Consider the following 23,073-nt stretch of genomic DNA (forward strand, 5'->3'; position numbering starts at 1 on the left):
AGTCAATAGTCAATAGTCAATTAGGAAAAACTTAAATCCAGAGATAGGGTTATCTTTTTTTACTGATTACCTGTTCCCTGATTTTCTGCCCCACTGTTGCCCTAATCAACCGATTCACTTGATATCTAGAAAATTCTGAAGGATGCGTTCTCCTACTTTTCCACTTTTTTCAGGGTGGGCCTGTAATGCATAGAAGTTATCCTTATTTAAAGCCGCACTGAACGTATTCACGTAATCAGTGGTAGCAATGGTATACGGACTTGTTTCTGCATAATAGCTATGTACATAATACACATAACTATCAGTTTCTATTCCTTTAAACAAAGGCCCAGTAGTATGTTCTAGGTTATTCCAACCCATCTGAGGCACTTTTAAAGTCGGTTCAAACTTTTTTACCTGCACATCGAAAATACCAAGACAATCGGTATTGTTTTCTTCGGAATGAGCACACATAAGCTGCAAACCCAAGCAAACGCCAAAAACGGGCTGCTTTAGGTCTTTAATCACTTCGTCCAGCTTTCTTTCCTTCAGAAACCTCATGGCAGTACTGGCTTCGCCCACTCCTGGAAAAATGACGCGGTCTGCAGAGCGAATCACTTCCGGATTGGCACTGAGCACAGGAGAAACGCCCAAACGCTCTAAAGCATAAGTAACCGACTGCACATTGCCCGCATTATAATCTACAATAACTACACTCATATTTTTGAATGAAAAAAGCGGTTTAAACCACCGCTTCTTTTCTCTGTTTTAATTTCGCTTCAATTTTAGATTTAATCTCTGGCAGAGAATTGTACAATTGCTCATACGACTCAATAATAAAGTAATTCTCTTGCATTTTATCCTTTCTGTAAGGCGTTTCTAAAATTTTATCTACGTCATACTCAAAGTGGTTGGGCTCATCGCTCAACGAGTATTTAGTTTCACCCGCAGACGATAATATTCCTGCTCCGTATATTTTCACTTCACCCTCTTCTCTGATCAAGCCAAACTCAATGGTATACCAGTAAATTCTTGACAATAAATGAATTGCCCATTCATCTTCGATCCATTCGTGACCAAACTGACTGATGGCCTGAAGGAAGTCTACAAAAGCCTGATTGGTGAGTAATGGAATGTGTGCAAATACATCGTGAAACATATCTGGCTCTTCCAGGTAATCCAACTGACTCATTTTCCGCACCCAAGTAGTGGCAGGGAATTTCTTGTTGGCCATAAGCTCAAAGAAAAGACCATCTTCTACAATTCCGGGCACTGCGTAAATCTCCCAACCTGTTAAACCACGAAGTATCTCATTGGTTTTTTCAAAGTTTGGAATTCCTTCATTTGTGAAGTTCACCAACTTTAAACCCTTGGTAAATTCGGTAGTTGCGGCTTTAGGCAAACTAGGAAACTGTCGGTCGAAGAGGATACCCCAAACTTTCTGGTCTTCGGCTGTGTAATTCTCATAAATCTGTTTCATTCTTTCCTTTTTAAGGACTCCGCTGGAATGGGCTAAAAAACAAAAAACCCGATTCTTGCGGAATCGGGTCTTATATGTTTGATTAATTGTTTCTATACAATTTACATAGCGCTGCCGTTCCGATCGTTCGGGTAGTAATAGTAATAATGATGTGCGCTGCTATGTAACATTGCCCCAAAGGTAAAATGCATTTTCGAAATGGCAACTCTTTTTTTGAAAAAGAATTGGGTGGGGCGAAAATCTATTTAGGGTTTTTTGTTTAAAGTCTAATGAAGCTTCCTTTTGCATGTTCTCTGATTCATCTGCCCTTTGGCATAACCTGTAACACCTTATAAACCAAAGGACTCTGTCCGTGAATGCAATAATCCATAAGATTTCTTAACTAAAACCCAATCAAATTTCTAAATTCAAGCCATGACTGATAATGCTTTCAAATAAGGACGTAATTGAATCTAGGATCTATTAAAAAACATAATCGGCCAAAATGAAGCTCTCTCCTCCTCTAAAATATAGCCTTGTATTTTTAGCATTAACACTCATTGGATTAGCTATTTTGAATCACACCAATTTTCTAAATTATGAAAGGCCATTAACCTTCGATAAATACGATCAAATAACATTTGAGAACTTTCGGGGCCTGGAGTTCTTTAAGAAATCACTCTATGGAAGTAAAAGGTTTGCCTACGTAGTTACATCCATTGAAAGTGAGGTTGACGATAATTATGTAACCGTTTGGTCTTTATTTCACCCGTCACGCTCTTTCGTTTATAAAACGAACACGAACAGCAAAGAGCTTTTAACCCATGAAAAATACCACATAAAAATAACGGAGCTATTTGCGCGAAAGGCCAAAGAGAGCATATCTCAACTTAGTTCTTTTGAAAGAGAAGAAGCTGAGAAAATAATTAAAAATGCAAAACAAGAGGAAAGAGCTTTTCAAAAAGAATACGACTACAACACTTTTCATAGCTATATTTTGAGCGAACAAAAAAGATATGAGAAAGAAATCGACAGTTTATTAAATTTACTGGCCGATTTTAAAAAAGCTAAAATTACTTTAAATGATTAAAGTCAAACATTTCCTTTTTATAGTAAGCTACCTAATACTAACAAGCTGCAACTCTAAAAATCATCAATTCCCTCTTGATAAGAGGTATTGGGACCCAAATGACTACGATAAAGTAGGAATAGAATTGCGTTTTAATTATGAAAGTGATGAAAAACTTCCAACGTTCGACAATCCAGAAAATAAGATTATCGTTGAAAAACTTACTGATGAACAGAATTACAAAGTTGTTCTTGAAGACGATGAATTAGGTTTAAAACATAGAAATGAAGTTGCCGAAAAATTCTTTGCCGAATGGAAGGACATGTCTGGCATCTATACCGCAACTGACAGACAAGACAAATATCTTTATGATATAGAAATGCTGGCTGTATGGCATTTTGGCTTAGGACTTCAACTGAGATACTTCAAACTGGGGAATGATCTACTCAAAGAAAGTGCAGATGATCCAGACGCTCAGCAAGTCAAGAGTAGCATTAATTCTAATGTCAATATTTTGATAAATAACTACCTATTCTATTTAGATGAAGTAAATAATGAAAATGCCTTCACTGAAGCAGGGAAAGTGAAATTTGCTGGTGGAATTGATAAATATTTCTCAGAGTTAATCAAACTATACCCTAGCGCAAACTATAGCGGAATGAAAACCAAGGCTGAGTTAATGCTCAAAAAAAGTGAGTCAGAAAGCATCAAGACTTCCCTAGAAAAACTAATAGCATTAATTACTTTCGAAGGTTCTCCGAACCTGTAACACCTTATAAACCAAAGGACTCTGTCCGTTAATGCTGTAAATCCAAGATGTGAGTCATTCCGTAGGAATCCTTTCACGCCCCACAAGTAAACCCCTTCTGTGTTTCTGAAAAAGATCCTTACAGGATGACTTAAAGCAGGCGATTGAGCTAGAGTATACTCTGCGTTTCTCAACGTTCTTTGTGGTTCAAAATATACTCTGGTGGCGTATATCAGCCTTTGCTCAATTTCTGAATACCTTCCAGTAGTCGATCTACATCGGCAGTTGAGCTATATAAATTTGGGGTTACGCGGATGGCTTTTTCATTCTCTGGTAAATTCCTTTTAACGGTAAATACGCCAAAGTCATCATAAAGCCTTTTGATTACTTCATCGGCATCTAGGTTACGTAGTTTGAAGGTAGCAATGGCGCAACTTCTTTTTGCTTCCGTGGGCGTAAGCAATTCAGCATTAGCAATCCCTCCTATTTCCTTTGTCCAGTAGTTTTGCAAATACCGAAGTCGTGCTTCTTTCACAGGGATGGTCACCATATTATTAAATTCAGTGGCTTTGGGCACTGTAAGCAAAGTGGGGAATGACAGCGTTCCGAAGTGGCCCAGCTTGTTAATATTGTCTTCGCGCTGGCCTACATCACCAAACATTGGACTGAGGTCTTTAATTCTGCTTTTCTTCACATACATAAGCCCCATGCCTATGGGTGCACTGAACCACTTATGCAGGTTGACGCCCACAAAATCACAGCCTAAATCTGGAATTTTAAAATCGAGGTGAGCGAAACTGTGTGCAGCATTTACAATTACCTCAACACCCTTAGGCTTAGCCATATCGGCAATGGCCTTTACTGGCATAATCTGTCCTGTTAAATGAACCAGGTGTGTCACCAAAATACAGCGTGTTTTGTTAGTCATGGCTGCTTGGTATAAGCTTACAATTTGTGCGTCACTTTCCGGAATCATCGGCAGCTCGATTCGCTTGATTGTAATGCCCTTTGTCTTTTCAAGCATTTCAAAGGCCTCAATCATGCTTGGGTAGTCTTGTTCGCTAAAAATCACTTCATCACCTGGTTGAAAGTCGATGCCTTGAATCAGAATATTCAGCGCTTCCGTGGCATTTCTGGTAATCAGCAATTCTTCACGCTCTGCTCCCGAAAACTTAGCCAGCGTGTGCATTACAGCAGACATGTCCTGATTAAAGTTTTTACGTGCATAGCCAGAACTTTCGCTATTCACCTTTTTAATGGATTCCACGTAAGCGTCTACCACCATTTTTGGCTGTACCCCAAAATAACCATTCTCAAGATTAATCCACTTATCGCTTACATCGTAGTGCGTTTTCTTAAAGGCTTTCCAAAATGCTTCATCTTGAGTTTTGGTTAGGTCGAACTCTCCTTTCCATTCTGCAATACTCTCTTTAGGCAAATACTCGTCTAAAGAACGACCAATGAAGGGTAAGGAAATTGCGCCAACTGCGAGTTTTTGAAGTAAGGATCTTCTTTTCATCTCAAAAAATTTGATGGTGATATGGGTTCTAAGTTAGCAACTTATGTCGTTGCCAAATTTAAAATCAAAAAATCGTTTAATCCCCTAATGTGAGAGGCTCATCTTTAATAAAAATACAGAAGTAGAATTGTAACAAATCATATTTGATACCTTCTTAAGTCTAAACGAATTAAAAACAAATGCTAGTTTTAGAAATCAATCTGTAATCCGTAAATGGGTTGGGTTGAATTTTATTTTATAAATGGGCTGCACAAGCGCTGTGAGCCAGTACTCTATGAATAAAGCAGAAGTCATTAACCATATAAGTGATTCATATTCTCCTTTAACACCAACATGTAAAGGTGATTTACTGAATAAATCAAGGTTCGTAACACCTACTAAGAACACGATTCTGGTCAAGGAAAAACAGTACTCGGACAAATCGTTCTACATTGTAAAAGGCTGTGCAAGAGCTTATTATTTAACTGACGGTAAGGACATTTCAGACTGGTTTGCTTTCGAAGGTGACTTTATCAGCTCTATTCAAAGCTTTTTTCTAGGCGTTCCAAGCCCGCATTATATAGAAGTACTGGAAGACTCCATTCTACTTGAAATATCAAGAGAAAGTGCGGACGAGTTAAGCAACAAACACCACGATTTTGAAAGACTAACTAAAAATGTAGCCATTAAAACAATGCTACAACAGCAAGAAAGAATCGTTGCAATCCAATTTCAATCTGCAGAACAGAGGTATCAAAACATCATATCACTTCGCAGCGACATTACCCAAAGAGTACCTTTGACACATATTGCCTCCTATATCGGGATCACTCTCGAGACTTTAAGCAGAATCCGTAAATCACAAAGTCGAATTTGATATAGATCAAATGCTGCATCGGTATTTAGCCTGACATTTGAAAAATGACAAGGCGAATACATTTTATATCAGGATTAACAATTACAATCTTCATTGTTTTCCACCTCCTCAATCATACTTACAGCCTCTTTGGAGTAGAAGAACACATAGAGCTTATGGAGAAATTCCGTGTGGTATATAGAAATGCTTTTGCTGAAACCATTTTATTACTCTCCGTACTTGTACAAATCATTACTGGTTTTAAACTGTTTTTAAAAAGGAGAAAAGTTACCAATAGCTTTTGGGGGAAACTGCAATTATGGAGCGGCCTGTACTTGGCTATTTTCTTTATATTTCACCTTGCTGCTGTGTTCTTGGGAAGGCTAGTTTTAGAACTCGACACGAACATCTATTTTGGAGTTGCAGGCTTAAATACCTTTCCGTTTAACCTATTCTTTGTACCCTATTACGGACTGGCTATCATTTCCTTTTTTGGTCACATTGCTGCAATTCATGCTCAAAAATTCAAGAATGCCATTTTGGGAATAAAGCCGCTCCAGCAATCATCTGTAATTCTGGCTTTTGGAGTATTGTTATCATTAACCATACTTTATGGATTAACAAATGGATTTAACGGAATTGAAATACCAAGTGAATACGATATTATGATTGGAAAATAAAAGGAGTTCAGGCCCCATTCCTAACCTTCCAACTAACTGTAAAATAAAGAAAACATGAAGTACCTTATATTTTTAACCATACTATTCAACAGTGCTTGCAATCAACCAACAGGAACAGAAAAAGTTTTGTTGGTGGGTTTTACACAAGAAAAAATAACCAACAATCTTTATGTTTTAAAGTCGGTCAATTACAACACAAATACTGGGGTATTTATAGGTGAAAATGGATTGCTTTTGGTAGACCCAATGTCTGGTGTAAGTAACCATCAAAATTTACTGAAAGCAATACAGCAACTTTCAGAAAAGCCAATCAAATATGTTCTAAACACACATAGCCACCCAGACCATAGTGGAGCAAACGCCTTTTTTGCTGAATTAGGGGCTACCATAGTTTCGCAGGAGAATGCCCAATATTCACAAGCGAAACACGACCTCACTTTCAAAGACTCTTTCTCCTTAGAAATGGGAAATGAAACAGTCGAGTTACTTCACATTGCTGCTCATACTTTTGACGATGCGCTGATCTACTTCAAAAACAGCAACACCATATTTATGGGCGACACTTACATGACCAACTCATTTCCACATTTTTATTACGGTGGTGGCGGAAAAGGTCATATTGAGATTTTAGATAAAGCATTATCAATTGGTGACACAAAAACAACAATAGTTTCGGCCCATGGTGAACTGATTTCTAGTAAAAGCGACCTAAAAGCGTATAAACAAAATTCACAAAAATGGATCGATAGAATTGCTCAACTCTATGAAACAGGGAAAAGCCCTGAAGAGATTGCGAACGACCAACAGATTAAGCAGTTGAGCATTGTTTTTAACGATAGCAAAAATGTTTCTAGCGAATCGATACTACGTACCATTAACAAAACCATTTCAGCTGATTTAGTCTCTAATTTTTCCATTTCGGAAAACAACCTAAAGCAATACGAAGGTTTTTATCAATACGAAAATGGGCAAGTTGATGAAATAATTTTGGAACAAGGTAAGCTGATTTTAAGAAGTGAGGGAGCCTACATTTTCGAGATCACTCCTATTTCAGAAACCCAGTTTCACCTAAAAGGTCAGTTTCCAAACAAACACCTTACTTTCAATGCTGCCAAAAACAGCTTTGTCTATTTCAATGGAACTGAACGCCTAACAGCAACGAAAAAATAATCCGTCAAAAACGATTTTATCCTTCCTGAACTATTGTAGAAAACCAAAAATTAATGACCCAAGAACCTAGAAGTGCCTTCAACGTCAAAATATTATTAGAAATCATCACTGTGTTAATCGTCATGGTTGGAATCAAGTCCATTGCCGACTATTTCGGAATCAACGGAGCTGGTTCAATTGGTATTTGGTGTGGAATCATTGTCGCCACAATTTTTATGAAGCGCCCTAAAGAAAAATGGCGAAAATATGGTCTGACTCTACCAAAAGGTAAAAGAGAATGGGCAATCAATATAGGTTTAGCCTTATTGGCCGTAATAAGTGTATTTCTAGTTATGGGCCTTATTCTTGACCCTATCCTTTCCCATTATGGGCTAGAAAAACCGACTGATGTAGCCGACAGGTTTCAATTTTTTCTTGGCAAACCAGTTTATTTCATTTTATACCTTGTAACCGTGGTTTGGATTGGAGCCGCCCTTGGAGAAGAGTTACTGATGCGTGGCTTTTTACTCAATCGCTTGTCCGACTTTTTTGGCAAAAGCAAGATTGGCTGGGTAGTTTCACTAATTGTTCATTCCGTATTTTTCGGAATGCTCCATAGCTATCAAGGCTTAGCCGGAATAATTACAACAGCCTTTATAGCACTGATTTTTGGAGCAATGTATTTAATATCAAAAAAGAGACTTATACCCGTAATACTAGCGCATATGATTATCAACACCATTAGTCTAACCGCCTTTTACCTTACGGGTGGGGTTGTAAATTAAGGCTGACAAACCGAATAGTTATAAAACAGAGGTTCGATTTTTCATTTTTTATACCTCAATGATTTTAGTGATTATTGCAACACGATATTTTTGAAGATACTCAACATCATTTGTATTCTTAACCCATTGCCTTTATGCAATCATTAATTCACTACTTTTTACACTTTGGATTTCCTTTGGTGATTGCTCTGGTATTTTTTAAAAAGGACTGGAAGAAAACTTACTTGATTTTACTGGCGACTATGCTTGTAGATTTAGATCACTTATTCGCCAACCCAATTTTTGACCCTGGCCGATGCAGCATTAATTTTCATTTTCTGCATACCTATTATGCCATGGGCTTTTACGTTGTCCTTCTATTTTTCAAAAAGCCCTTCAGAATTATCAGCATCGGCTTACTCTTTCATATGCTTACTGATTATAGTGATTGCTTAATGATGTAACCAAGAACTCGAGGTTATCGACTTTAACTTACAGAAACATTAAAACTCAAGACAAATGCGGAAAATATCGCTCTTCATCGCCACAAGCTTAGACGGCTACATTGCAAAACCAAATGACGACCTTAGTTTCTTAAAGCTAGTAGAAAAAGAGGGGGAAGACTATGGCTATCAGCAATTTACAGACACCATCGACACGCTGATTATTGGCAGAAAAACCTATGATTATGTAATAAAAGAAATCGGTTCATCTCATTACGACAATGGACAAAGAGATGTTTATGTCATTACAAGAACTCAAAGACCAAGTGTTGGAAGAACAACCTTTTACACAGGAAGCTTGACAAATTTGGTTAAACAACTAAAATCTGAAAATGGTAAAAATATTTATTGTGATGGAGGTGCAGAAGTAATCAACGAACTTCTAAAAAATGACTTGATTGATGAGTTTATTATTTCAATCATTCCAGTTTTGTTAGGAAATGGGACAAGGTTATTCAAGGATGGACGCCCCGAACAACTGCTTGAATTTGTAACTGCTAAAACATTTGAAACGGGGTTAATTCAGTTGCATTACAAACGAAAAAAACCATAATGAACTACTGACATAGGGTTGTCACTTGTTGGGTTTAGGTTTGCTCCAATGAACAGTTAACCCATATAAGGCAATAGACAATTTTAAATGAGTAATAAAAAAACAGAAACCTATTGTCCTAAAAGCCGAGCAGAATGGCGCGAATGGTTGGCGAAAAACCATACGTCTGAACAGTCTGTTTGGCTGGTTTATTTTAGGACATCCACAAAAATTAATTCTCTTACTTGGAGCGAAGCTGTGGATGAAGCCCTTTGCTTTGGGTGGATAGACAGCACCAAAAAAACCATTGACGAAGAAAGGTACATGCAGTATTTCAGCAAAAGAAAGCCTAAGAGCATGTGGTCTAGAGTAAACAAAGAAAAGGTGGACCAACTTATCCAAAATAACCTCATGACCAAAGCTGGTTTGGCCAGTATAGCAACCGCAAAACAGAATGGTTCTTGGACATTCTTAGATGAAATTGAAGCCCTAGTTATTCCAGAAGATTTAAAAGTAGCATTGGCCCATCACAAAGGCGCCACAGACTACTTTGATGGCCTAAGTAAATCCGCTAAAAAGATTTTATTGCACTGGGTAATCTCTGCGAAAAGACCAGAAACCAGACAAAAGAGAGTTTTAGAAATCGCAGCAAATGCAAGTGAAAACTTAAAGCCAAAACAGTTTAGGTGAAAAGCTTCAGCGCTAAAATTGATGGTGTGTTTTAAGGAAGTTTTGATAAATTAGATGGGTAATTTACGATACAAATTTGTCGCATATATAACGCTAGCATTCATTAAAGAATGGAAAACATATACACATACATAATGGAATTCCGTGGAGGCACATACACAACTCAAGTGAAATCCAATAATCTTGAAACCTCAATAAAGGACTGGACTGACAGAATTCATGAGGAGCAAAAACAAATAGGCCAACTTGGATTAAAAACAATTAAGGAAATTAAAGAGCAATTACTTAGAAAAGATTCTGACGAAAAACCAGTCTTTTTAAACGGATTAATGAATGTTTGGTATTTCACAGTTAGTACCAAAAAGGGATTTGGGACTGTACACATTATTAAAACTGAAAAAGAATAAAAAGACACTCCTATAAAAACTAAAATGCGTACACAGCTAACCTAACCATTGCATAGTGTTTTATCCACCGCTGTCGCGGGTTCTCCGAACCTGTGACTAACTATTAATCAAGGACTCTGTCCGCTTTCTTTAGCGCCTCCACTCTGAACCAACAGACTCTCGCGGTTTCGTTTTTCAAACTCAACCTCAGAGTGACGGTTATAATTGAGCTTGTTCAGAGCGTCATTCTGAGAGAGATTATTGCTCGATAGAGAAATAACCGACCGAAAGAATCTGTAAGTTGATAGCACTAATTTGAACAAACAGATTCTTCCGAGAATTCGGAACGGTTTTTACCAAAGTACCAACAAACCATATTCGTTCAAAAAGAGCGCTCTCCCTTTGATGCATAATTATCGAAATTAGTTATCTTGGAAAGTGAGTACTACAAGCCCGCTCAACGGTAGCCGTAAATGTCCGTAACCTGAATTAAGAAGCTTATTTTAAATAAATAATGAAACAAATCATTTGTCTATCCATATTGCTTAATACCGTAATACTGCAAGCGCAAGATTTCGGTAAAGACCTTGAACATTTAGCAGAAATAAATCAGAAATGTTTAGACGAGGGCAGATTTATGCTTGACTGTGAAAGAAACTACTATATTAAAATTGACAGTATGCTGAATGTGGTATACAACCATATTAGAAAACCCATGACCGAAGAGCAAAAAAGCGATTTAAAAACGGCTCAGTTATCATGGTTAAAAGCAAGGGACAAGAAATTTAACGAAATTAATAAGGAAGATATCGGGTTAGGCGGGCAAGATGAAATGATGATCAAATATCAAAAGAAAGCTACTTATGTTCTCGACCGAATTAATTACTTCATCAAACAATATTTGAATAAAGACGAGTAGCGGAATTAATTCTAAAAGAATGAACGAACCCTTACAGTCCACTGTCGCGGGTTCCCCGAACCTGTGACCAACTATTAATCAAGGACTCTGTCCGCTTTCTTTAGCACCTCTCCTCAGTACAAACAGACTCTCGCGGTTTCGTTTTTCAAACTCAACCTCAGAGTGACGGTTATAATTGAGCTTGTTCGGATCGTCATTCTGAGAGAGATTATTGCTCGATAGAGAAATAACCGACCGAAAGAATCTTTAAGTTGATAGCACTACTTTGAACAGACAGACTCTTCCGAGAATTCGGAACGGTTTTTTCGTACCCCCACTGTCGCAGGTTCTCCGAACCTATGACTAACTATTAATCAAGGACTCTATCCGCTTTGTTTAGCACCTCCACTCTGAACCAACAGACTCTCGCGGTTTCGTTTTTCAAACTCAACCTCAGAGTGACGGTTATAATTGATCTTGTTCGGAGCGTCATTCTGAGAGAGATTATTGCTCGATAGAGAAATAACCGACCGAAAGAATCTGTAAGTTGATAGCACTACTTTGAACAGACAGACTCTTCCGAGAATTCGGAACGGTTTTTTCGTACCTCAAAAACACTCAGAGTGACGGTAAGTGATGAGGCTTTGCGCTACTTTGCGGTTTCACTACACCACCAACAAAATTAAAGAGACCGCCCTTCAACGGTCTCTTTTGGATTAGACAGCAGTCAAAATATTGCCCTAATTTAGCTTGAGCGATAGCTTTTAACCAATCATACATTGCTCCATATCTGTACTTCAATTAACCTCAAGGGGGATGTGTGATTTTCATCACCTATTGCGTAAATTTGACACATATGGATTCTCAAAATATAAAAGTCGCTGTAGACCCAGTTGTTTTCGGATATGAGAATGGTAGCCTATTTATTCTTTTGATAAAACAAAAGTATGGCCCCATGAAAGGCAAATGGGTATTACCTGGAGGTTTTGTAAAAGACAATGAACCGCTTTCTGTGGCAGTAGCTAGAGAGTTAAAAGAAGAAACCAACGTTACTGTTGATTACTTAGAGCAGTTGTTCACCTTTGGTGACGATGTAAATAGAGACCCCCGAGGACATATTATTAGCATTGCCTACTTGGGTTTGGCAAACCCTAAACAACTCGATATTCAAGCCAACACTGATGCCTCAGATGTAAACTGGTTCGAAATCAATAAGCTACCCCAACTCCCCTTCGACCATAACCAAATCATTAAAAAAGGATTAGAAAGACTGCAATCTAAAGTTCATTATAAACCGATTGGTTTCGATTTGCTAGGTGATGAGTTCGTGTTTTCTGATTTAGAAAACTTGTACCGAACAATTCTTCAAAAAGAAATAGATAGAAGAAACTTCAGAAAGAAAATACTGAGCTTCGGGCTTCTTGAAGAGACAGGTGAATTGAGAAAGACTGGTAGCGGACGACCAGGGGCTGTTTATAGATTCAACAAAAGGAAATATAGTCAACTAGAATCGTCTGGATTTCACTTCGATATTAAATTTGCGTAAAAATAACACAAAATAGTTTTTGACATTAAAAATTTAGCACACATATTTGTGTACAAAATACGCAAATATGATTCTTAATCTTGATCCTCATTTCTCTCCCTGTCCAGATCTGCCACAGATAAACTTCAATCTATTTACCTTCCCAGGAGGTGAGTCACATATTAGAATTGCTCCAATTGAAGGGAGTTCCAAGGAAATAACTATCTCTCACAGGATCACGAGCTTCAACAAGCTTGGAGAGTTGCTCATTGCCACTGATGCACTCAAAAGAATGGGAATCACCAAGATCAATGTTGTAATCCCCTATTTCCCAGCAGCAAGACAAGACAGGATGATGACTGCAGGTGAACCATTGACGGTAAAAATTTATACTGACATCATCAATGCTCAAAACTATAATCGGGTTATAGTATTTGACCCTCACTCAGAAGTAACTCCTGCATTACTTAATAATTGTGAAGTAATCGACAACACAGATTTTATTAAAAAGGCAATGGAAGAACTTCCTAAAGAACTTTTACTTGTTTCTCCAGATGGTGGAGCACTTAAGAAAATATACAAATTGGCTTCAAGCCTTAAGGAAAATAAAGTAGTTGAATGCTCAAAATCCAGAAATGTTAACACGGGAGAAGTCACGAATTTCCAAGTGTATGCGCATGACTTAAATAATAGACCTTGTCTAATTGTAGATGACATATGCGATGGCGGTGGCACCTTTATGGGTTTAGCAAAAGCCCTCAAAGAAAAGAATGCAGGAAAACTTTATTTGGCCGTAAGCCATGGCATTTTCAGCAAAGGGTTAGAAGCCCTAAGCACAGTTTTCGATCATATTTATACTACGGACTCGTTCAAAACCATCCATCAAGCAAAAAACTTTACACAGCTTAAACTGAATAGTGATATTTTAAAAAGCGACACGCTCAATAATTAACACAATAACCTTAAACACAAACGTCATGAACCCACTTCTACTCACAGACGGATATAAAGTAGATCACAGAAGGCAATACCCTACTGGCACTACACTGGTTTACTCTAACTGGACGCCCAGAATGAGTAGACTGGAGAATATAGACGAAGTAGTTTTCTTTGGTCTTCAATATTTTTTAAAAAAGTATGTGATCGAAGACTTTGAAAAAGACTTTTTCAGTCAAGCCAAAGAGCCAGTGCTTAAAAAATATGCACGAAGGATCAATAACTATTTAGGTCCTAATGCCGTGGGAACCGACCACATTGCCAGACTTCATGATCTAGGCTATATACCCATGATTTTCAAAGCGCTTCCAGAAGGCTCTTCAGTACCTCTCAGAGTTCCAATGTTTACCATGTACAACACAGTTGATGAGTTCTTTTGGCTTACTAATTACTTTGAAACCTTGCTTTCTACTACGATATGGATGCCTTGCAATTCTGCAACTATTGCAAAAGCCTACAGAAGAATCCTAGATAAATTTGCGGAGGAAACCAGCTCTACTCCTGAGTTTGTAGATTGGCAAGGCCACGATTTTTCCATGAGAGGAATGGCTGGATTAGAGGCTGCAACCGTAAGTGGAGCTGCCCACTTATTAAGCTTTAGAGGTACCGACACCATCCCTAGCATCGATTTCTTAGAAGAATATTATGGAGCAGATTCTGACACAGAACTAATAGGTGGATCTGTAGCCGCCACAGAGCATTCAGTAATGAGTATGGGTACAGACACAGGTGAATTTAAAACCTTTAAACGATTGATCACTGAGGTGTATCCCAATGGAATAGTTTCTATAGTATCAGACACATGGGATTTATGGAAAGTGTTGACCAACTTCCTGCCTCGACTGAAAAGTGAAGTTTTGGCTAGAGATGGAAAGCTGGTTATTCGCCCGGATAGTGGTGACCCTGTGAAAATCATTTGCGGAAATCCTGAGGGAAAAATCGAATCGGAGAAAAAAGGAGTAATAGAATTGCTTTGGGATGAATTTGGAGGCAAAGTGAATCACAAAGGATATAAAGAATTAGACCCTCACATTGGCGCAATTTACGGAGACAGCATCACCTTAGAGCGGGCTGAAAAAATCTGTAAAAACTTAAAATCAAAAGGTTTTGCATCCACGAATGTAGTTTTAGGAGTTGGCTCTTTCACTTATCAGTATAACACTAGAGATACTTTTGGTTTCGCCATGAAAGCCACCTATGGTGAAGTTAATGGAGAAGGAAGGGAGATTTACAAAGACCCTGTTACAGATGATGGCACAAAAAAGTCTGCAAGAGGATTGATGAAAGTGGTTAAAGAAAATGGAAGCTTTAAATTAATAGACCGTGTTTCATGGGAGGAAGAAAAACAAGGTGAGCTGAAAGAAATATTTAGAGATGGTAAATTACTTATTAATCAATCATTGAAGGACATACGAGAACAAATCATTTGTTGAAATGCTTAATTTTCATCAGCAAAGAGATCACCCTTGAGCGGTCTCTTTTAAGATTCGGAGCCATTCAAAAGACCAAATCGAAGCATATGTACTTAGCACCTCCTCTCCAAACCAACAGACTCTCGCGGTTTCGTTTTTCAAACTCAACCTCAAAGTGACAGTAAGTGATGGGACTTTACAGTTTACTCATTCAATCTATACTTCTGAAAAAGAGATTCGTAGCTGAGTGACGATAGAGCAAGTTATATGCACCCTGCTTTTCATCCTGAGTGAAGCGAAGGATCTAAAAAAAATAGCCCACGGATACTGAAACGCCCCGAAGCTTCGCGGGCAGGATGACGGTTCAATAAAGCCTATTCGAAGTGTCATTCAACGGTGTCTTTTGGATTATATAGCAATAAATCCAGAAGAACTTCCATTGAAAAACCCCCAATGGATAAATCGCTATCCTTAAATGCTAATCGCCTAATACCTAGGAGTGGCTCCTGAAACATTGAGGGTAAGTGCTAGAATGAAGTAATTTCTTGATTGTAATCAAGCCCTACATATAGAAATAAAGAATATCTTTATTTCTATATGTTTGCAGAAGTCAATCCAAATTAAATCAATTATGAAATTTGCCAAGTTAGTTCCCAATGTCTATTACCTGGATATCAAAGACGGATTAAAACTATTTATTGATTGCCTTGAGTTTAGCATTGGACATGAAGAATTGATGTCAAAAAGTCCATTTTGTGTGATCGAAAAGGGTGAGTTACAAATGTACCTTTTTGAAAATAAAGAACTAGCAAAGGAACATAATCCCGAGTTTAGACTTGTAACAAATAGTATTGACGAGATATACAAAAAGATAAGTTCATCATATCCCGAGTTTTTGCATCCAAATCTTAGTAAAGTCACACTTCGCCCTTGGGGAGCAAAAGAATTTGCAATTAGGGACAATCAAGTATGCATCATTATTCAGCAATGGTGAATCTTTAAGGGAATATTGAATCCTTCCTGTCGCAGGTTCTCCGATTTATCTGCTGGCAGCACCTTTGACAATCTATTCATTAAGAACTCTGTCCGCTTTCTTTAGCGCCCCTCTGCTTTTAACTGAGTAGCTAACGGATCCTGCGAGCTCAGGATGACAGTTCAATTGAGCTTGTTCGGAGTGTCATACTGAATTTGTTTCAGTATCTCTCAAGTAACCTCTTTGCTGTTTAAGAAAGCAAAGAGACCGCCTTTCAACGGCCTCTTTTGGATTAGACAGCAGTCAAACACATCTGACCCGGTCTCTTTAAAATTATTGCTTTTGAGTTTTGATATAGTTGAGCGTTTGCTCAATCCAATCAGTATCGGCCTTTAAAGCAATATCTGGTGCTACCCCTATTTCTTCGTACTCAATAAATTGCCTTTGTCTCATATCCGTAGGGTAAAAACTAAATAGCCCAGAAGAGGAATGAAAGGTTTTGCCATAGTTAGAACCATAACTAATGGCACCATAAGTCCTTTGTCCTAATTGAGTTGCGTTAAAAAGTTGTTTTAAGCGCACAGTAGTCATTTCCGCATTGGATCCAGTATAGAAATTCGTGATCACATAAATATGCTCTGTCTTCTTTTTCAATGCTTTCAAAATCGGAAGCGAGATCTTGTCTGCTCCTCCTCCATTGTTACGCAAGTCAATGATCAAGTTTGGGGCTTTAAGCTCATTCTCAATTTGTGTAATCAGTGCATCGCGCTTAGTCGCCATAGTCCTGCGGTTAAAGCTATTCAACCAAACGTATTGCACATCATCTGTTAAATTCGACAGCACATAACCCTCCTTTTCTTCCCCATTGATCAAGCTATGGTTCTCTCCCGCATTTTCCTTGATCACATTAGAGAAAAGCATTCCATTGGCAAAGTATTGAGCTTTCGCGAATGTCAAATGCTTATAAACTTGATTGTAAAAAGCGATATCGTAATGAGCCACTTGCTGTGTCTCTTTCAAATAAGCGAAAACCTGTCCTAGTGCCCAAGTACCAAGTTGCGATTGTAAAATCACGCCCACTAAACTGTCGGTATCATCAATGCGATAAACACCCATTTTCATCACACTACCAATGTTGTAAATACCTTCAATATCGCTGGCAGCTTTCAATTTTAGCTCAGCAGCTAAGACATCAAGGTCGATTGTTGCTTTAGGGAAATTGAGGAAAGCATCGGTGGCTCGGTATGCTTTTACAAATGCCGAATCGTATATTTTCTCAGCTTCAAAATCAGGCTTTTTTTCAAAGACTTCAGCATGTTTATCGTTCACTAATGACATCAACTGATTGAGTTTCCAGAAGCAGTCTGGTAGACTCATTGGCTCGGCCATTTGAGTGCTTAATTTCTGATAAAGGCTTTCAAAAACTTCTTTCTGATCTCCCTTGATTTGGTCTTTGAAAGAATAGGTAGTCTGCATTTGCTCGTAGACGAAATCTAGCTCTGGTTTACAGTCGCAATTGGCTTGTGCCGAAAGATTAAAACTTAAAGTAATAAGGAAAATTAGGGTCATTAAATTTTTCATGTCTGTTTGTTTTGCGTGTATTTATGTGTTTGACTGATTCAAACGTACAAACAGAAATCGGCCTTTAAACCTATTTAATTAGGGTTGTGGCGAAATCACACTATTCTGTGGTGGAATTGACGGCTGCTTCTACTGCAGCCTGATAAGTTTTTGAAACGGGTACTTCAAGGTCGCCTGTAAGCATTACATTTACTTTACGGTTTCCCGTTTTCCACTGCCTAAAATGGTAAGGATTCATCAAAAAAGAACGGTGGGTTCGGATCAATTCTGGACGTTGCTCCTCCACAGCCGTCAGCTTATTTCTGATCAGCTGAGTCTTTAAATTTCCTCCTTCGTCAAAAGTCACTTCCACATAATTATCAGACGACTGAATGCAAATAAGGTCGTTCAATTGCAGACGCAAACTCTCGTAATTCCCCGTACCTTTGATTTCGATTTTATCGTTCTCTAAACGCTTCTCTTTGTATTTACCAAAAGACCAACGGCCTATGGCGACCATAGGGAAAACCGTGAGTGCAGCGGGCAAATAAATGGCAGTAGCAAAATAAGAAATGGTATAGGCGTATGGGTCAGAGTCCACCACCAAATAGTAGTACACCAAACGGGTAGCCACAAAACCGATAATGATGACGAAAGACATAAAAGTAAGTTCGGACCAAACAAGCCAATGCCCTACTTTTTTAGACAGCCAATACTGAAATGGCAAGCAAATGAGATAACAAACAGAACCAAAAAAACCATAGAGCGGCAGATAAGTCAGCTTTTCATTCAAGTAAAGCTGACCTACATCAAGCGGTTCGGTAAAAAAGAGAAACACAAAAACCCATACTGCCAAACCAAGTGCTATCAGTACATGATGCTTTATGGAAGGATCGAATGGGTAATGCTGTTTTAACATATCTGGCTTTCGCTTACAATGATATTGGAAAAGCCGTTCTTTTCAAGGGATAAAATAACAAAGTTCACTTCATTGGGGAAGGGTCTGTTTATGATATTTAGGGTAACGAAGACTTATTCTAAAAAATCCATTTCTCTCACCGTTACTTCCTTTTGGGTAAATAGTTTGACGGCAGCATTTCATACACACCTTTATTACCCAAATAGCCATAAGTCATAATAGAAAGTGGGTCTTTCAGCATACCATTTGGGTAGACAATGGCCCTTGTTCCAATCACTTTTATGTAACTCAAAGGCGTGGTTTCTAACTCTTCAGTTCCGGGTCCCACGTAAAAAACCTCAATTACGCCATCAAAGCTCAACTCGTAGAATTCTTTTTCTTTATGATAGATCAAGTGGACATTTCCTTCTGAATACCCTGTTGAATCGATTCGAATCACTTCGGTCTTTCTACTCATTTTTTTTGAATCGAATGACGAAGGGTTATAGTTGGTAAGGCTTGCTAAAAAATTCTCTTCTGTCACTTTATTCTCTATCAAACTACGCAAAAAATGCGTTAATGAACCGTAGTAAGCTTTCTCTCTGTTAGTTACCCACTGCTTTTGTTGTTCCTCATTCTCGGGCCTCATTTCTGTAAAAACAGGGTAACCAAAAAACGATTTCGCTCTATCGGCCATATAAAATGCAAAGTTGTAGTAGTCAATCTGATAGCCAAGGTGCTGATTAACAAAATTGAGGTCATAGTTTGCACTGTAGATAGTGCTTTTAGAAGTCAAGTCTTTTAGGTCGATGATTTCTGCATTTGTAAGTTCAATATCCTTGTCATCATAGCCAGTGCCTAAAACCATATTGTAAAAGTCGCCTATCTCTCTTCGTCTTTTCCGTGCAACTCTACCTTTGCCCTTCGTGCTTATCTCAACTTGATCAAGTTCAACTACTGCTGGATCGAGCTTTATAATTAAGGATTCAGGAAGCCTTTTCGGGTCATACACCAATATTCTATTTTCATAAGCGATATGAGAAACCACAATATTGAGGGTCTCATTGGGCAAGTCTTTAATCTCAAAATAGCCGTCCTGATCGGTTATACTTCCCAATGATGTACCCACCAAAGCAACCGTACAATAGCTGATGGGATTTCCACTCTCTTTCTCTACTACCCTACCTTTCAGTACTCTAATTTGGCCAAAGCCTTCTTGTGAAACTAAAGTCAAGCTGCTCATAATGAGCATTAAGCTGAACAAGAATCTAAATCTAACCATGCTTATTTCTTTTCGATTTTATAGCTTTTCACCAGATGAAAAGGCTCACCAGACATTGAAAGCCCTTGAACATCAATCATCACTTCTGTATCCATATCGCTATTCCAATAGTCAAATGTAATTTCACCATCTTCAATCAATAACATCGGTTTCCAGAAAAGCACTACCCTGCGGTCTGGCTGACTATGCACAGGTTCCTTTACATCGTATTTTGGAGCATAAAACTCTCTCGGTTTATCATAGCCATTCTTTAGCCTTTTGGTGATTACATTTTTGGCTCCCTCTTCTTTAGAATAAAATGCCAATACCCAACCTAAATCAGCTGTATTAAACACGTTTCTCGTTTCTTGATAATAAGCCTCTACCCTGTCAATCATGCTGGGTGCCATAGAAACTATTTGATCATAGGTAATGAGCTTATCATCCAATAAAAGACGGGGCATACCATCATTGCCTGTACCACCCTGTCCCTCTTTAGTTGTTCCTCCTGGGTTTCTGATTGTGATGTAATTGGTCATACGACCGGCACCATCGAATGTCCCTATATTATCCTCGCTACCACTGTTACCAGCAATATTGGTTCTAAAACCAGGGATTCTGTTTTCTAAAGCATCAAGTGGATTAATATAGGTTTTTATGTTAATATCATTGAAATTTATCACATAATTACTTAAGCCATAAGTACTGCTGGCCAAGCGAGAAACAGTTTCTCCTCGCTTTTTCCCTTCTACTGTTACAGAACCTAGATCTCTGAACATAAGGGAGTCAAAACCATAGGTAACCACATAGGATTTGCGGAAGTTACTTTTTTCTGTATAGCTTGTAATCTCTTCTGGTTTAATCTCTTGCGTCTCAAAACGTGATTTAAAGTCCGAACTGAGTGCAGGTGTATTCGTAGTGCTGTCCAACACAATTTTCACATATTTATCTCCTTTGCGCCCCGTGCCGCGCAAAATCACATTATCGGTATTTGAATACCTAAGATTATTAAAACTAAACACTCCTTCTTCATCTGTATGAGTTGTATTGAATAATTCCATATTGTCTGTTTGACTAATCATGGTAATTTCACCTTCAGCCTGTGGTTTCTTTCCTGATGTATTCATCAACCTTCCAGATATAGACAGCCCCTTTTCCACTTGGTATTCTGGCTCGGGCAAACCTTGTAATATTTCATCCCAAGAAAAACGTGTCCAGCCATGACTCATCATTACCAAATCCAGGTGTGCTTTTGCCTTTTCACTGTTGGGGTCAAAGTAATACATCGGGTTATCGATGTAGCCCTTAAGGTCAGAAGTGAGGAATAAATCAGAATAAATGGTTTGATTGGGTGCTCTGTCAAGCGTTTGCCCTAGATCCAAAACACTTACAGAAAACAAACCTTCAACAGGCATTCCGTTCGATTCTTTAACATCGATCTTAGCAGTTACTTTACTTCTAGGCTCATAAGTTTCCTGATCGGTACTCACTGTGATTTTTCCTTTGGGATTATCCACAAAAATGAGTCGCTCCAAAACAACATTCGACTCGCTATCGAATAAAGTAATGTGCGAAATACCGTTAGGAAAGTGGATTTTAGGCAAGGTAATCAGGTTCTCACTTTCTGTAAGTTTGAGTTCTAGGGCATAAATTAACTGGCGCTTAGAATGAATGATTAAGCTATAGTTTTGCGCTTTATTCGTGTTTTCATTAGACCTCAATTTCAGTTTTAAAAGGTTCATATTACTGTTATCTACTTCAATAACAAAACCTCTATCTTCCACCGTTTGCAAAGGGAAGCTTGTTGAACTGCCTTCAATTTTAGCGCTGTACTTCTTCCCCATTTCTGGTGTGAATGAGAAAGTCCCCATTCCGTCATGTTCAGTAGTAAAGTCAGTAATGGCGTTACCCGATTCGTCAGTCACTTGACCCGAAACAGAAACCCCTCGACCAGAAACATCAATGGCTTTGAAGGCTACTCTGCTCTTTACGTTATCTACCAAGTGTCCGCCTTCTGGGAAAAACTGAACGTCTATATCGCTACTGTTCACTTCTGTTGGTGCCCATGAATCATCCATTACCAGTAATTTCTTTTCGAACATGAATCCCTCATCGAAATTTTTCATCCAATTAGTGTAGGCCTTCAGAATATAAACTCCAGCTTTCAGGTCACTCGGTAGTTTAATGTCACCATTACCAAAACCTCCATTCGAATAGACTTTCCGTTGCGCTATAAGCTTGTGTTCCGAATCATATAGATCCACCATAATACTTCCGCTCAACCCAGAGGGTTCAAGCGTTTTTCCATCAACCAAATAGGCTTGAAACCATACCATTTCACCAGCCGAATAGTACTTTCTATCGGTATGAACATAGGCTTTCTCGAAGGGAAAAGAGGTATCGTAATTTTCCAGCGACTGGCTAATCTCTTCAATGCCCGAAGCCTTTTGAGCAAACACCAAGCAACTCTGGCAAATTAGAATGAAGCAAATGGTCAATTTGGATTTCATAAGGGTTAGATAAGGTTGAAAACAAGAATTACACAAAAAATAAAAACAACGTATAACTAAGTTCAATGTACTCGGATTCAGAATAATTTCAAAACAATAAAACACCTAACAAAAAAAATGACCTTACTATGGTTAAATTTTTTATAGTAAAAATAAATTTTAACATAACACTTAATTACTCAAGTTAGCACTCGTTCAATTTATTACTTACTAAAAAGTAGAACATATTTAAATTTGTTTCTTATATTTGTTCTACAATCTAGTAAGTTATGAAAGAAACACGCTTAGGAGACTTTGAAGAGACACTTCTGCTCTTGGTTGGTATTTTAGATAAAGAAGCCTACGCTTTTAAAATTGCCGAAGAGTTTGAATCGCAAACCAGTAGAGCCGTATCCATTGGGGCGGTGCACTCCACTCTTAACAGATTAATGGAAAAAGGATTTCTAGAATCAGAAATGGGGGAATCTACTGCCGAACGTGGTGGACGAAGAAAACGAATTTACACAATTACAGCCTCTGGTCAGAGAACGCTACAAGAGGCTAGAGATTTTAAAGTATCACTTTGGAATCAGTTTCCGGCCTTTGCTGGCAGTAAACTAAATTTTAACATCTAGGCGTCATTACGAGAAACAAGCTTCGCGGTAGCGGAAGTTTGTGACGAAGCAATCTCGGGATAACGATTATGAGATTGCTTCGGTCGCTCCATTGCTAGCGCAAAAGGACCTCT

The 23,073-nt window shown here is 38.3% G+C and carries 23 protein-coding genes; 16 read left to right on the forward strand and 7 right to left on the reverse strand.

The genetic code is table 11. From position 1 onward, the window contains the following. Positions 1-114: 114 nt before the first annotated feature. Both hisH and AWW67_RS12790 read right to left on the reverse strand, forming a co-directional pair. A complete protein-coding gene (gene hisH, locus AWW67_RS12785; RefSeq protein WP_062302227.1) occupies positions 115-699 on the reverse strand; it encodes an imidazole glycerol phosphate synthase subunit HisH in 585 nt (194 codons plus the stop codon). Between the two features lie 22 nt (positions 700-721). Next, entirely contained in the window at positions 722-1,459 is a 738-nt protein-coding gene (locus tag AWW67_RS12790) for a phenylalanine 4-monooxygenase (protein WP_062302229.1), read from the reverse strand. Between the two features lie 484 nt (positions 1,460-1,943). On the opposite strand from AWW67_RS12790, the gene AWW67_RS12795 reads away from it, so the two are divergent. Together AWW67_RS12795 and AWW67_RS12800 are read left to right on the forward strand one after the other, a co-directional pair. Then, positions 1,944-2,528: a hypothetical protein gene (locus AWW67_RS12795; protein WP_176700051.1), complete on the forward strand. Its 585-nt coding sequence runs from the start codon at positions 1,944-1,946 to the stop codon at positions 2,526-2,528. Beyond that, positions 2,521-3,276 (forward strand): hypothetical protein, encoded by a 756-nt coding sequence (locus tag AWW67_RS12800; RefSeq protein ID WP_062302230.1) that lies wholly within the window; start codon positions 2,521-2,523, stop codon positions 3,274-3,276. Before AWW67_RS12795 ends, AWW67_RS12800 begins: the two co-directional genes overlap by 8 nt. Positions 3,277-3,487: 211 nt before the next feature. On the opposite strand, the gene AWW67_RS12805 is transcribed toward AWW67_RS12800, so the two are convergent. Then, positions 3,488-4,774 carry an aminotransferase class V-fold PLP-dependent enzyme gene (locus tag AWW67_RS12805; RefSeq protein ID WP_062302232.1) on the reverse strand — a complete coding sequence of 429 codons (1,287 nt, stop codon included), beginning with the start codon at positions 4,772-4,774 and terminating at the stop codon, positions 3,488-3,490. A gap of 274 nt (positions 4,775-5,048) precedes the next feature. On the opposite strand from AWW67_RS12805, the gene AWW67_RS12810 reads away from it, so the two are divergent. The 13 genes from AWW67_RS12810 (at position 5,049) to AWW67_RS12870 (ending at position 16,138) form a co-directional block, all read left to right on the forward strand. Beyond that, a complete protein-coding gene (locus AWW67_RS12810; RefSeq protein WP_062302392.1) occupies positions 5,049-5,630 on the forward strand; it encodes a Crp/Fnr family transcriptional regulator in 582 nt (193 codons plus the stop codon). Positions 5,631-5,674: 44 nt separating this feature from the next. Then, positions 5,675-6,289, forward strand: coding sequence for a succinate dehydrogenase/fumarate reductase transmembrane subunit (locus AWW67_RS12815; protein WP_062302233.1), 615 nt, complete (start codon positions 5,675-5,677; stop codon positions 6,287-6,289). Positions 6,290-6,343: 54 nt separating this feature from the next. Continuing rightward, complete coding sequence (locus AWW67_RS12820) at positions 6,344-7,459, forward strand: MBL fold metallo-hydrolase (RefSeq protein WP_062302235.1); 1,116 nt, start codon at positions 6,344-6,346, stop codon at positions 7,457-7,459. A 53-nt stretch (positions 7,460-7,512) separates the two neighbouring features. Further along, positions 7,513-8,223, forward strand: a complete 711-nt coding sequence (locus AWW67_RS12825) for a CPBP family intramembrane glutamic endopeptidase (RefSeq protein WP_062302236.1) — start codon at positions 7,513-7,515, stop codon at positions 8,221-8,223. 134 nt (positions 8,224-8,357) lie between these two features. Next, entirely contained in the window at positions 8,358-8,666 is a 309-nt protein-coding gene (locus AWW67_RS12830) for a DUF6122 family protein (RefSeq protein WP_062302237.1), read from the forward strand. A 55-nt stretch (positions 8,667-8,721) separates the two neighbouring features. Next, complete coding sequence (locus AWW67_RS12835; protein ID WP_062302238.1) at positions 8,722-9,258, forward strand: dihydrofolate reductase family protein; 537 nt, start codon at positions 8,722-8,724, stop codon at positions 9,256-9,258. 87 nt (positions 9,259-9,345) lie between these two features. Beyond that, positions 9,346-9,927 (forward strand): YdeI/OmpD-associated family protein, encoded by a 582-nt coding sequence (locus tag AWW67_RS12840; RefSeq protein ID WP_062302240.1) that lies wholly within the window; start codon positions 9,346-9,348, stop codon positions 9,925-9,927. Positions 9,928-10,037: 110 nt separating this feature from the next. Then, positions 10,038-10,334: a hypothetical protein gene (locus tag AWW67_RS12845; RefSeq protein WP_062302241.1), complete on the forward strand. Its 297-nt coding sequence runs from the start codon at positions 10,038-10,040 to the stop codon at positions 10,332-10,334. Positions 10,335-10,827: 493 nt separating this feature from the next. Further along, positions 10,828-11,232, forward strand: a complete 405-nt coding sequence (locus tag AWW67_RS12850) for a lysozyme inhibitor LprI family protein (protein ID WP_082794044.1) — start codon at positions 10,828-10,830, stop codon at positions 11,230-11,232. 835 nt (positions 11,233-12,067) lie between these two features. After that, complete coding sequence (locus AWW67_RS12855) at positions 12,068-12,757, forward strand: NUDIX hydrolase (RefSeq protein ID WP_062302244.1); 690 nt, start codon at positions 12,068-12,070, stop codon at positions 12,755-12,757. Between the two features lie 67 nt (positions 12,758-12,824). Then, positions 12,825-13,688, forward strand: coding sequence for a ribose-phosphate diphosphokinase (gene prs / locus AWW67_RS12860; RefSeq protein ID WP_062302246.1), 864 nt, complete (start codon positions 12,825-12,827; stop codon positions 13,686-13,688). A gap of 25 nt (positions 13,689-13,713) precedes the next feature. Further along, positions 13,714-15,165: a nicotinate phosphoribosyltransferase gene (locus AWW67_RS12865; RefSeq protein WP_062302247.1), complete on the forward strand. Its 1,452-nt coding sequence runs from the start codon at positions 13,714-13,716 to the stop codon at positions 15,163-15,165. 610 nt (positions 15,166-15,775) lie between these two features. Further along, positions 15,776-16,138, forward strand: coding sequence for a VOC family protein (locus AWW67_RS12870; protein ID WP_062302249.1), 363 nt, complete (start codon positions 15,776-15,778; stop codon positions 16,136-16,138). Positions 16,139-16,450: 312 nt separating this feature from the next. On the opposite strand, the gene AWW67_RS18815 is transcribed toward AWW67_RS12870, so the two are convergent. The 4 genes from AWW67_RS18815 to AWW67_RS12890 all read right to left on the reverse strand — a co-directional run bounded on the left by AWW67_RS18815 (position 16,451) and on the right by AWW67_RS12890 (position 22,346). Beyond that, positions 16,451-17,698, reverse strand: a complete 1,248-nt coding sequence (locus AWW67_RS18815) for a S41 family peptidase (protein WP_082794045.1) — start codon at positions 17,696-17,698, stop codon at positions 16,451-16,453. Positions 17,699-17,798: 100 nt separating this feature from the next. After that, positions 17,799-18,596: a LytTR family DNA-binding domain-containing protein gene (locus AWW67_RS12880; RefSeq protein ID WP_062302252.1), complete on the reverse strand. Its 798-nt coding sequence runs from the start codon at positions 18,594-18,596 to the stop codon at positions 17,799-17,801. A 142-nt stretch (positions 18,597-18,738) separates the two neighbouring features. Beyond that, on the reverse strand, positions 18,739-19,857 hold the full coding sequence (locus tag AWW67_RS12885; RefSeq protein ID WP_082794046.1) for a carboxypeptidase-like regulatory domain-containing protein: 1,119 nt from the start codon (positions 19,855-19,857) through the stop codon (positions 18,739-18,741). Positions 19,858-19,859: 2 nt separating this feature from the next. Beyond that, on the reverse strand, positions 19,860-22,346 hold the full coding sequence (locus tag AWW67_RS12890) for a hypothetical protein (RefSeq protein ID WP_062302255.1): 2,487 nt from the start codon (positions 22,344-22,346) through the stop codon (positions 19,860-19,862). Between the two features lie 269 nt (positions 22,347-22,615). On the opposite strand from AWW67_RS12890, the gene AWW67_RS12895 reads away from it, so the two are divergent. Further along, positions 22,616-22,960 carry a PadR family transcriptional regulator gene (locus tag AWW67_RS12895; RefSeq protein WP_053225007.1) on the forward strand — a complete coding sequence of 115 codons (345 nt, stop codon included), beginning with the start codon at positions 22,616-22,618 and terminating at the stop codon, positions 22,958-22,960. Positions 22,961-23,073 lie beyond the last annotated feature (113 nt).

The sequence above is a fragment of the Roseivirga seohaensis genome (assembly GCF_001592945.1).
Classification (GTDB): domain Bacteria; phylum Bacteroidota; class Bacteroidia; order Cytophagales; family Cyclobacteriaceae; genus Roseivirga; species Roseivirga seohaensis.